This is a genomic window from Vibrio rotiferianus CAIM 577 = LMG 21460 (assembly GCF_002741985.1).
Classification (GTDB): Bacteria; Pseudomonadota; Gammaproteobacteria; order Enterobacterales; family Vibrionaceae; genus Vibrio; species Vibrio rotiferianus.
Genome location: NZ_APHW01000001.1, coordinates 138,085 through 149,612 on the forward strand (window position 1 = coordinate 138,085; position 11,528 = coordinate 149,612).

The following is an 11,528-nucleotide window of genomic DNA, read 5'->3' on the forward strand; positions in this document are numbered from 1 at the left end:
CCGCAATAGTAGCACAGCCAGAGAGTTGTGGCTGTGCTATTCTGTGTAGAGATTGTCCAGATAGCTTTATTTAATCGATTCCGCTATAATCTGCGCCCAACCAAATCGTCTTCTCCTCATTACTTAAGGTAGATGCCCATGCGTCCAAACGATCGCAAGGCGGACCAAGTTCGCCCAATCAAAATTACTCGTAACTACACAGCTTACGCTGAAGGCTCTGTGTTAGTTGAATTTGGTAACACCAAAGTGTTGTGTAATGCGACCGTTGAAGAATCTGTGCCTCGTTGGCTAAAAGGTCAAGGTAAAGGCTGGGTAACTGCTGAATATGGCATGCTACCTCGTGCGACTCACTCGCGTACTCGTCGTGAAGCTGCGAACGGTAAGCAAGGTGGCCGTACAATGGAAATTCAACGCCTGATCGCACGCAGCCTACGCGCAGTGGTTGATCTACAAGCGATGGGTGAGTTCATGATCACGGTTGACTGTGATGTTATCCAAGCCGACGGTGGTACTCGTACAGCATCTATCAGCGGCGCAAGCGTTGCTCTAGCGGATGCGTTCCAACACCTAGTGGATAGCGGCAAGCTAAAAGCAAACCCAATGAAAGGCCACGTAGCGGCAGTTTCCGTTGGTTTACTTGGTGATGATGTTCTGTGTGACCTTGAGTACGTTGAAGATTCAGCGGCAGACACAGACATGAACGTCGTAATGACGGAAGAAGGCAAGATGATTGAAATTCAGGGCACCGCAGAAGGTGAACCGTTCAGTCATGAGCAGCTGATGGCTCTATTAGAGTCGGCGAAAGTCGGCATTACGGAAATTGTCGCAGCGCAGAAGGCGGCGTTAGCCAATTGATTTAGATAGCTCCCATTATGGGGGCTATTTTTTTATCTCGACAACAGAGAAATGAATGATTGTCGAGAAGAGACACAAGAAACCAAGGATATAGAGAGAAAATAATGAAAGCATACCAGCGTGAATTTATTGAGTTTGCACTTGAGAAAGAAGTTCTTAAGTTTGGTGAGTTTACTTTGAAATCTGGCCGTAAAAGCCCGTACTTCTTTAACGCTGGTCTTTTCAATACTGGTCGTGATCTAGCGCGTCTTGGTCGTTTTTACGCAGCAGCGTTGGTGGATTCAGGCATTGAGTTTGATGTACTGTTTGGCCCTGCGTACAAAGGTATCCCAATCGCGACGACAACAGCAGTAGCGCTTGCAGATCACCACGACATCGACACGCCATACTGCTTCAACCGTAAAGAAGCGAAAGACCATGGCGAAGGCGGCAACCTTGTAGGTTCAGCACTTGAAGGTCGTATCATGTTAGTAGACGACGTAATCACAGCAGGTACCGCGATTCGCGAATCAATGGAAATCATCCAAGCAAACGGTGCAGACCTAGCAGGTGTGTTAGTTGCGATTGACCGTCAAGAAAAAGGTAAAGGTGAGTTGTCTGCGATTCAAGAAGTAGAGCGTGACTTTGGTTGTGCAATAATCTCAATCGTTAGCCTGACAGACCTTGTGACTTTCCTTGAAGAGAAAGGTACAGACAAAGAGCACCTAGAAGCAGTAAAAGCGTACCGCGCGGAATACGGCATTTAGACCGCAGTATTAAAAGTAGAGCCTTCTATCCCAGCTCTAAATCACCGACTTCAGTAGTTGGTCGCTTACTTTGAACACTCTTTAGAATAGAAAACGAATAAGGCTGAAGCGTATACTTCAGCCTTCTATCTTGTTTGAGAGTTAATCGTAGCGTGTCCCTTGCCTCACTCTTGGATCTGGCATAGTTTTATAACGCTTGTGTAGCCACATCCATTGTTCAGGTGCTCGCAGAATCACTTCTTCTACAAAGATGTTCATGTAGGCAGCTGCCGCTACCTCATCCTTATTCGGGTAATCGGCTTCAATGCACTTATCAGCAATGATTTCATATTTGCCATCTTCATTACGGAAACCAGAACCCGGAATAATTGAACATTTAGACGTGTAAGCCAGAATGCTGGTACCAGTTGTAGTACATGCATCTTCGACTGAGAAGAAAGGCACAAACACGGACTTGTTACGACCGTAATCATGGTCTGGTAAATAAAACAAACGTTCACCGCTACGCAGTACACGAATCATCTGCTTGACGTCTTTGCGATCAATCAACTTATTGCCGTTGTGTGTACGTCCCCAATACTGAATAAAGTTGTATGCAGGGTTGTTGTGCGGGCGAAATGCACCGTAACCTGCCACGCCAAGAACAGCAAAAGCACGAGCAGTGATCTCAAGGTTAAGGGCATGAACACAGCACAGTAAGACGCCTTTACCTTCTGTAGCTTTTGTGCGTAAAGCACAGATATCTTTTTCTACAATTAGATTTTTGAAACGCCAAGTTGGCCAGAACCAAGTGATGCCAGTTTCAATCAAAGCTAAGCCAGTATTTTTAAGGTTTTCATCAACGATTTTAGTGATTTCAGCTTCGGGTTTGTCTGGGAATGCAAGCTCTAAGTTTCGTTTTGCAATCGCAGCTCGCTTTGGCGACAGTTTTGGTGTCAAAGCACCGAGAGAGTGTCCCAGTGATTTTAATAGACGATAGGGTAGGATGTTGACTATTACTGCCAGAAATCCAAAACCGATCCATACGCCCCAATGTTTGGGGTGGAGTAAAGACAAAGAGAAGCTGCCTTCATTATTCATTATTGTCTCCCTATATAAGTGTCGAGATCCCCAATTCAGCCCAAGCTGCTTTGTTTTTTACTGTCTCTTGAAACAGCTCTTTGTTCACAGATGGGCGATCTAACCAAGGGTGGTACATGTGAATTTGACATCCTAAATTGCACAAAGGTTTGTTGGTAATACCAACTAAATTTAGGCGATAATCAATATCACTATCTTCACCTATTGCAGGGGCTTCATAGCGCATATCAAAAGCATTGACTTTCAGGATGTCGTCTTTGTGGATAGAGAAATTACACCCTAAGATTCCTTTTACTTTTGAGCGTTGTAGGTAGTGTTGTATGAATGGGTTTGCTATACGCAACCCTTTTTCTACATGTCGACCTTTTTCTTTATGTTTGCCGTTAGTGGTAAAGTAGTGAAATAGCAAACGGTATTTGTTGTCTTCAAAGAATGTTCCTGGATAGGCCGAATTCAATACATCTTCAGTAAACTTTTCAGGAAGCTCTGCACGTCGACCACACAGACTACGCCCTTTTTCAGCGTTGCAGACATGATCTTCTATGAAGTGTTTTTGAGGTATACAGTCGCCGTCTATGAAAATTAAATAGTTGCTATTAGAGGCCAGTATTGAGTGATTTAAAACTCTATTCTTTCTAAAGCCTTTATCTTCATGCCATACATGTTTGACTTTATAAGGTAATTCTTCAGCACGTTTAGCGATAAAATCAATGGCGTCTTGTTTAGAGCCATCATCAGCAATGATAACTTCAAAGTTTGGTTCAGTTTGATCTGATAATGCATTAAAAATCAGGTCTAACGCTTGTGTGTTATTGTAAAAAGCAATGATCAAGCTTGCTTTTGGTTGGTTAGTCGTATTCATGTTTATTTTATTTGTGCACTAAGGAGCGCCCAATATTCGTCAAAGTTCGCTGTTGGCAGGTATTTGAAGTCTGAACGAACAAAACGGTTTAGGCTACCTTCTACTTGTCCTAGAATTTGAGCGGCTAAAATACGTTCCTCAACAGGGAAAGATTTTCCTTCTCGAATCTTACGTTCACGCAGGATTTGACGAAGTTGTGTTTCAATACGTTCAAACAGTTGGTTGATACGTTCACGAAGGCGCTCATTTTCAAACATTAAAGCATGACCAGAAAGAATGCGTGTCAGGCCAGGGTTACGTTCGGAGAATGCCAAAATAAGGTGCATCACCATGCGAATGCGTTCTAATGTGTCTTTCTCATCATCCAAAATGCGGTTGATTCGCGTCATCAAAGCTTCTTCAATGAACTCAATCAAACCCTCAAACATTCTAGCTTTACTAGGGAAGTGGCGGTAAAGCGCGGCTTCTGATACCCCGACTTGTTTCGCCAATTTTGCCGTAGTAATGCGTGAAGCGCCTTCTGTAGATTCAAGCATTTGTGCGAGAGCTTGCAAGATTTCTTCACGACGGTTGGATTTTTTACTGCCGGCCATTAGTTACTTCCTTTCAAAATACAAAATTGAGCGGAGGGGATTATAAGACGCTATTTGGCATCAAACTAGACTAGTGAGGGTGTAATGGGAGCTTTAACACCCTCAGTTGTCATGTTTATACCAAATCTGTGCCAGTTTTCGATGAAAACGAATGGGTTATTGCATTAAGTCATGCATCTTTTCTAAGATTTTGAAGCTTAGGGCTTCTTTGGATTCCAATGCTAATGCCTGTTCACCTTGTGGCCAGAATAAAGTAATGGCGTTGTCGTTGCTGTTAAACCCTTGACCTTCAACTGAAACATCGTTGGCACAAATCATATCAAGGTTCTTCTTTACCAGCTTGCCACGTGCGTACGTCTCAACGTCATTCGTTTCGGCAGCGAAACCCACCGTAAATGGGCGTTGTTCGGTCATCGCTGCAACGGCCGCAACAATATCAGGGTTTTTGACCATTTTGATGGTCATCTGATCATTGTTTTCGGTCTTTTTCAACTTTTGAGACGCGACATCTTCAGGGCGATAATCGGCTACGGCAGCACAACTAATAAAGGCATCATGCTTTGCAGCGTGAGCCATTACTGTATCGTGCATCTCTTGTGCGCTAGCCACATTAATTCGCTCTACTCCGGCTGGCGTGCTCAAGCTTACTGGACCACTGACAAGTGTCACGTTAGCGCCCAATTGTGCAGCAGCATTCGCCAACGCAAACCCCATTTTGCCTGAGCTATGGTTAGAGATGTAACGCACTGGATCAATGGCTTCTCGGGTTGGACCCGCAGTGATCAGAATCGACTTATCAGCTAACAGTTTTGGTTGGAAAAACTGTTCACACAGATGGACAAGTTGCATTGGTTCTAGCATTCGACCTGGGCCTACATCGCCACATGCTTGTTCGCCTGCCGCCGGACCCCAGATGTGCATACCGCGGCGTGCTAGGGTCGCAATGTTTTCTTGGGTGGCGATGTTGCGGTACATCTGCTGGTTCATTGCTGGAGATACCGCGATTGGTGAATCTGTCGCAAGTACGAGCGTAGTCAGTAAATCGTTACCCATGCCAGCCGACATACGAGCAATTAAATCGGCAGTTGCAGGTGCAAGAAGAACCAAATCTGCCCATTTTGCCAGTTCAATGTGACCCATCGATGCTTCTGCTGCTGGGTCTAACAAGCTATCCGATACCGGACGCCCAGAGACTGCCTGCATGGTCAAGGGAGTAATGAACTCCTTCGCCGCTTTGGTCATCACTACTTGAACTTGCGCGCCTCTTTCTATTAGGCGACGGGTTAGCTCCGCACATTTATACGCGGCAATACCGCCACTGATGCCGAGTAGAATTTTCTTTCCTGCTAGTGTTTGCATGTGAGATCTCCAATTTTTCTGGCGACGAGTTTAGCACAAGTGAATCTTTCGTCGCCCAGGCAAATCTGTCCAGAAGCTAATCCACATCAAACAACAGAATAATAGTGACCGAACGTTATATAAAAGTTTTGTTTACTTCACAGACAATTTTCGTGTGCTCGGCAAGATAGAGAGAAAAGAACGATAACAAGGTAGTGGAAAATAAAAATGGTATTGAAAAGTCGAAGTAAATTGCTGCTGGTCACTCTGATCCCTTTGCTATTGATCACCACATTGATCTCTGCGGTGTACTACATCAATAGTAGTAATAGTTTAGAAGCGGAGTTGGTACGGGGTAGACAAGAGCTCATAGAGACCCGGAAGAAAGAGCTACAAGCCTATATGATGATGGGGGTGACAGCGATAAAGCCACTTTACGACACGGATGTGAATGGCAGCAACAAAGAAGCAGCAAAAGAAATCCTTAAAGCAATGCGTTTTGAGAGTGATGGCTATTTCTTTGCTTACGACTCAAAAGGTGTGAACACGCTGCATGCGATTAAACCATCTTTGGAAGGTAAGAACCTTATTGGCTTGAAAGATGAAAATGGTGTCGCGGTCATTGGCGGATTGATTGACGCCTCTAAAAATGGCGATGGCTTCCTTTATTTCTCATGGCATAAGCCGTCAATTGATGCTCAGGCTCCAAAGCTTGGCTATGCAGAGTATTTATCAAAATGGGATTGGGTACTGGGTACTGGTATTTATATCGATGATATCGATCAGCAAGTGGCCATGCAGCGTGAATTGCGGACACAAGAATTGAACGAGCATACGCTATCTGCAGTTACGATCTCAGTTATTGGCCTTATCATCACAAGTATTCTAACCAGTATCGCTGTGACTAAAGGCATTCAACCTTTACAACACATAGCGACATCACTTAAAGATGTTGCTGCTGGTGGAGGGGACCTAACAGCACGTCTGAAAATCGAAAGTAAAGATGAGGTGGGAGAAGTCGCGACAGCGTTTAATGAGTTTATGGATAAGCTCCACCCGCTTATGCAAGACATTCATCGCTCTGCTACCACGGTACAAACCGTATCGGGTGAACTTGATCAACAAACCTCTCAAGCGAGTGGGCAGATGCAAAATCACTGCTTAGAAACGGAAAAAGTAGTGACGGCGGTAACACAGATGAGCATGACGGCGAAAGAGGTGGCGACCAATACGAATGCGACGGCGCAGGCGATCGATGATGCCAATGATCAGGTGACAGAAGCGCAGCGGGAAGTCGACCAAGCCATTGATGGCATTAGCAAGCTGGTCGAAGAAGTGAATAGTACGTCTGAAGCGATTTCTGAATTAAGCCAACAAACTGAGCAAATCACCAAGGTGCTGGATGTGATTGGTGAGATTGCAGAGCAAACCAACTTATTGGCTTTGAATGCCGCTATTGAAGCTGCTCGAGCGGGTGAACAGGGGCGTGGTTTTGCTGTGGTTGCAGATGAAGTACGCTCACTGGCGAGTCGAACACAGAACAGCACTCATGAAATTGGCGATATGCTTAAGCAGCTGCAAAGTGGTGTCTCTAGAGCGGTAACGACGATGGCGGCTAGCCAAGAGCGAGGAGTGAAGACGGTAGAGGAGTCATCGCTGATCCAGCAGTCGTTGTCTGGCGTGCATCATTCCATCGGTACTATTCGTGATATGGGGATTCAAACGGCTTCAGCTGCAGAAGAGCAAAGTGCTGTGGCTGAAGACATTAATCAGAATTTGGTGGCGATACAGCAAATTGTGAATCGAATTAATGATACATTGCAGAACTCAGAGCATATTAGTACCAAGTTATCTCGATCAGGATCTGAAATGCACGATCTTGTAGGGCATTTCAAACTCTGATTGATCTCTTTATTACATAGAAAAGTAGTGGCTAACGAAAAAAGCGAAAGTCGGCTTCGGCTTTCGCTTTTTATTTAGTGCAATAGGGGCAGTTTAACGAACAGGTCCCATTGATGATACTTAAAACCTTGCCCAGTGAATCGATGCCAAGAGAGAAACTGCTTCATAGAGGGCCACAAGCACTGAGCGATGCAGAGCTACTGGCTATCTTCCTTCGTACTGGCACGCAAGGAATGAATGTCATTGAGCTGGCAGATTTTCTCATTCAAGATTTTGGTTCGCTGCGCCAGTTATTTTCAGCTTCAGAGCAAGAGTTCTGCCAACATAAAGGGTTAGGACAAGCTAAATACGTTCAATTACAAGCTGTTCTGGAAATGACGCAACGCTATTTAGCAGAAACACTAAAGCGTGGTGACGCATTAACCAGTCCGGAACAAACCAAACTTTATCTTTCTTCTATATTAAGAGATCGCCAAAGAGAGGCTTTTTACATTCTTTTCCTAGATAACCAACATCGGGTAATAAAAGGTGAGATTTTATTCGAAGGAACACTCGATGCTGCATCGGTTTATCCAAGAGAAGTAGTCAAACGCGCCTTGCACCACAACGCCGCTGCATTGATTTTGGCTCACAACCACCCGTCAGGTGTGGCGGAACCTAGCCAAGCAGATAGAAGGATTACCCGGCGTTTAATCGACGCTTTAGCGTTAGTGGATATACGGATTTTGGACCATTTCGTTATCGGTGATGGCGAAAGCGTTTCTTTTGCAGAAAGAGGGTGGATATAACTGTGCATTTTTTAGGTTGTTAGTTGCTAAAAATCTGCTATCATCCTCGCCACTAAATTTTTAACTGAATTCAGCTTGGACTGCTAGAAAAAACCTGCTGTCTAAAAAAAGATCACGAAAACCTGTAAAAAGGATCTGTTCGGGTCTTGAGCAATGCATATCAAGTTAGTATAATGCGCGACCTTTGATAGCCTTGTATGGATTTTCCATAGCGGTTCTTAACCTCTAACTTCTTTCCAAGAAATAGAGAGGTTCGGCCACCAAGGTTGATATCGAGCTGAAACGATTTTGGAGAAGACATTCATGTCACGAGTATGCCAAGTAACTGGTAAGCGTCCAGTAACGGGTAACAACCGTTCACACGCACGAAATGCTACTAAGCGTCGTTTTCTGCCGAACCTACAAACTCATCGTTTCTGGGTAGAGAGCGAAAAACGTTTTGTTAAACTACGCCTTACTGCAAAAGGTATGCGCATCATCGACAAGAAAGGTATCGATACTGTTCTTGCTGATATTCGTGCACGTGGCGAAAACGTTTAAGAGGAAATAGGCAATGGCAAAGAAAGGCGTTCGTGAGAAAATCCGTCTAGTATCTTCAGCAGGTACTGGTCACTTCTACACAACTGATAAGAACAAGCGTAACATGCCAGGCAAATTTGAGATCAAGAAATTTGATCCAGTTGTACGCCAGCACGTTATGTACAAAGAAGCGAAAATCAAGTAATTGATTGAGTCTCTTTGACGATTAAAAAAACCCAGCTCTCGAGCTGGGTTTTTTATTACTATAAATTTCTCTTCTTACTTCATACTTACCTTCGCCGTGTTTGAGTGCGGATGCTCTAGTCAAGATTGATGAGCTTTGATAGTTTGTTCTCTAATCATATGAGATTAGGAACTACTATGCGCGTTAGCCCGGCTCGTCGTCGTCGTTGGAACAACATTCTTATATTGGGCATCATTGCTTTTATGCTGATCCTAAATGCCCCAACTTGGATCAAAACTTACCTTATTGACGAACAAGTGGATCCTTACCCAAATTTGTTGCGCTCAGATCATGAAGTTAGCGCGATTTATTTTTCAGGTTGGGAACTTGAGAAACAAAATGGTCAGTGGAGCTCAAACATTAAAGCCAATATTCCCGTACAAGATATTGTGACTCGCTGGCAATCATTGGAAGGTACGGAGCTGACACCAGAGCAATATGAACAGTTGAAACCACACTTATCATCACCTGAAAGCATCGAAATTTGGTATCGAGGGCTCGAAGAGCCGCAGCGAGTGACTTTTTATCGTCTTGACGATTTTTGGCTGTTTAAAAACTGGCAGGGAAAATGGATTGCGATTTCTGTCGATGGTAATTACATCATGCCCAAATAGCTTAATAACCAAGTGATTTCTAACCAATAACCCTTTGTAAAGGCTGTATTTGTCTTAACTCTTTTCGATTATGCTAGCCATCCAGTATCAAAGTTCTTAGTGTTGTGAGGAGAATCAAATGCCTGAATTACCAGAAGTTGAAGTTAGCCGAATGGGCATCAGTCCACATTTGATTGGTCAAACGATCAAGGTCTTTGTGTTCCGAACACCGAAATTACGTTGGGACATCCCTCAGGAACTTAAAAAGTTAGAAGGGCATGTGATTCGTAATATCACTCGTCGTGCTAAGTATTTGCTGATTGAAACGGATGAGGGGACAGCGATCGTTCACTTGGGCATGTCGGGTTCACTGCGTGTGCTTGATGCTGACTTTCCTGCCGCAAAGCACGATCATGTGGATCTCAAGTTGAGTAATGGAAAAGTGCTGCGCTATAACGATCCGCGCCGTTTTGGCGCATGGCTTTGGAGTGCGCCAAATGAATCTCACGCAGTTTTGAGTCATATGGGACCAGAGCCTCTAAATGAAGAGTTCAATGCTGATTACGTAGCAGGCAAAGCCAAAAGTAAGCGCATTGCGGTTAAGCAGTTTATTATGGATAACAAAGTTGTTGTCGGAGTAGGAAATATTTATGCCAATGAGTCTTTGTTCAAGTCACGTATTAACCCAACTCGCCCTGCAGGAAAACTAACTAAGAAAGAATGGCGATTACTGGTGCAGAACATCAAAGCCACGCTTGAGATCGCCATTCAGCAAGGCGGAACGACACTGAAAGACTTCTCCCAAGCAGATGGTAAACCAGGTTACTTCGCACAAGAGTTATTAGTTTACGGAAAAGCCGGAGAGCCATGCCCAGAATGCGGTGAAGCTATCCAAGAACAGAAAATAGGGCAACGTAATACCTTCTTCTGTGGTGGATGCCAGCAATAGATAATGTGAGTCAATGTCTAGGAAGTTGCTGCACTTCACGCTTTTACTGAAAAGGGATGTCTTTTCTTTGAACTTGCTGTGACGGTCCTGTTGCATGCTTATGATAGAATTATCACTATTATCATAATTATTTTGTATTAAGCAGTACCTATGAGTTTTCAGCATAACTATCGAACGTTAGTTAAGCTTATTTTTGCTTCTATCTTTTCAGCAGTTGTTTTTTTATCACTATGCCGAATGGTCTTTTTCCTAGCGGTTGAAGGATACTCCTTAATTAGTATTGCTAGCGATGATATCTGGAGAATGTTTTGGGTTGGGGGAAGGTTCGATCTTAAAGTCGTTGCAATTGCTTTTGCGCCATTATTTCTTTCTGGCTTAATATGTGGATCTTCTTCTAGAAAGTTTAGAATTGTAAAAGCAGCAATTCCCTCCTACACCGCCAGTGTTTTCTTCTTGTTGTGTATATTTTCTATTGGTAACTACTATTACTACGTGACCTATGGGAATCATTTTGACCTCTTCGCGTTTGGATTATTTGATGACGATACTGCGGCAGTATTGTCGAGTGTTTGGGCTGACTACCCAATTCTAATATCTCTGCTCTTTTCCCTAGGTATTGCTTATCTGAGCTACAAATATGCCTCCTATGGTGTCAAGTGTTCTGAGAAATGGAAATGGCCTAGGCATCATGCGGGTTTAATTACGGTGAGTGTTGTTGTCGTTATTTTTTGCTACGTTGCTGGTGCTCGAGGATCGCTTGGATCGCTTCCATTAAAGCGCTACCACGCGAGCGTATCGCAACACAAAATTCTCAATGTACTTAGTCCTAACGCATTCATGGCGTTAGACTGGGCAAGAAGCGATTATACTGAACAGTTTAATTTTAAACCCGTACCTGAAGCAGTAGTTAAGCAGCAGATGATAAAGGTACTGGGGAAAGATAACCCTCAATATCAGACTCCTCAAAACGATTATTTAGCAGAGAACCCTCCTCATGTTGTAATGGCTTTAATGGAAGGAATGGGAAATAACGTGCTTATTGAGGATGATCCACATAAG

13 protein-coding genes are annotated in these 11,528 nt (G+C 43.9%); 9 read left to right on the forward strand and 4 right to left on the reverse strand.

Annotated features, from left to right (window positions below; translation table 11 throughout):
* Positions 1-138: 138 nt before the first annotated feature.
* A complete protein-coding gene (rph, locus tag B853_RS00665) occupies positions 139-855 on the forward strand; it encodes a ribonuclease PH (protein ID WP_038883426.1) in 717 nt (238 codons plus the stop codon).
* Positions 856-959: 104 nt separating this feature from the next.
* Positions 960-1,601: an orotate phosphoribosyltransferase gene (gene pyrE, locus B853_RS00670; protein WP_038883427.1), complete on the forward strand. Its 642-nt coding sequence runs from the start codon at positions 960-962 to the stop codon at positions 1,599-1,601.
* A 141-nt stretch (positions 1,602-1,742) separates the two neighbouring features.
* Here the strand turns inward: pyrE and lpxL are convergent, their stop codons facing one another.
* The 4 genes from lpxL to coaBC form a co-directional block, all read right to left on the reverse strand.
* Complete coding sequence (lpxL, locus tag B853_RS00675; RefSeq protein WP_038883428.1) at positions 1,743-2,681, reverse strand: LpxL/LpxP family Kdo(2)-lipid IV(A) lauroyl/palmitoleoyl acyltransferase; 939 nt, start codon at positions 2,679-2,681, stop codon at positions 1,743-1,745.
* A 10-nt stretch (positions 2,682-2,691) separates the two neighbouring features.
* Positions 2,692-3,543 carry a glycosyltransferase gene (locus B853_RS00680; RefSeq protein WP_038883430.1) on the reverse strand — a complete coding sequence of 284 codons (852 nt, stop codon included), beginning with the start codon at positions 3,541-3,543 and terminating at the stop codon, positions 2,692-2,694.
* Between the two features lie 2 nt (positions 3,544-3,545).
* Entirely contained in the window at positions 3,546-4,136 is a 591-nt protein-coding gene (gene slmA, locus B853_RS00685) for a nucleoid occlusion factor SlmA (RefSeq protein ID WP_010445075.1), read from the reverse strand.
* A gap of 156 nt (positions 4,137-4,292) precedes the next feature.
* Positions 4,293-5,495 (reverse strand): bifunctional phosphopantothenoylcysteine decarboxylase/phosphopantothenate--cysteine ligase CoaBC, encoded by a 1,203-nt coding sequence (gene coaBC, locus B853_RS00690; RefSeq protein WP_038883432.1) that lies wholly within the window; start codon positions 5,493-5,495, stop codon positions 4,293-4,295.
* Between the two features lie 207 nt (positions 5,496-5,702).
* Between coaBC and B853_RS00700 the strand changes: the two genes are divergently transcribed.
* The 7 genes from B853_RS00700 to B853_RS00730 all read left to right on the forward strand — a co-directional run.
* Positions 5,703-7,376 carry a methyl-accepting chemotaxis protein gene (locus tag B853_RS00700; protein ID WP_038883435.1) on the forward strand — a complete coding sequence of 558 codons (1,674 nt, stop codon included), beginning with the start codon at positions 5,703-5,705 and terminating at the stop codon, positions 7,374-7,376.
* A gap of 113 nt (positions 7,377-7,489) precedes the next feature.
* Positions 7,490-8,164, forward strand: a complete 675-nt coding sequence (gene radC, locus B853_RS00705) for a RadC family protein (protein ID WP_038883436.1) — start codon at positions 7,490-7,492, stop codon at positions 8,162-8,164.
* 303 nt (positions 8,165-8,467) lie between these two features.
* Positions 8,468-8,704 carry a 50S ribosomal protein L28 gene (gene rpmB, locus B853_RS00710; RefSeq protein WP_005467944.1) on the forward strand — a complete coding sequence of 79 codons (237 nt, stop codon included), beginning with the start codon at positions 8,468-8,470 and terminating at the stop codon, positions 8,702-8,704.
* A gap of 13 nt (positions 8,705-8,717) precedes the next feature.
* The gene (gene rpmG / locus B853_RS00715) at positions 8,718-8,888 is read left to right on the forward strand and encodes a 50S ribosomal protein L33 (RefSeq protein ID WP_004410866.1); all 171 of its coding nucleotides are present in this window, start codon (positions 8,718-8,720) and stop codon (positions 8,886-8,888) included.
* A 176-nt stretch (positions 8,889-9,064) separates the two neighbouring features.
* Positions 9,065-9,541, forward strand: coding sequence for a hypothetical protein (locus tag B853_RS00720; RefSeq protein WP_038883438.1), 477 nt, complete (start codon positions 9,065-9,067; stop codon positions 9,539-9,541).
* A gap of 118 nt (positions 9,542-9,659) precedes the next feature.
* A complete protein-coding gene (gene mutM / locus B853_RS00725; protein WP_038883440.1) occupies positions 9,660-10,469 on the forward strand; it encodes a bifunctional DNA-formamidopyrimidine glycosylase/DNA-(apurinic or apyrimidinic site) lyase in 810 nt (269 codons plus the stop codon).
* Between the two features lie 150 nt (positions 10,470-10,619).
* Positions 10,620-11,528, forward strand: a 909-nt coding sequence (locus B853_RS00730) for an LTA synthase family protein (RefSeq protein ID WP_487247905.1), incomplete at its 3' end; no start/stop codon positions are given.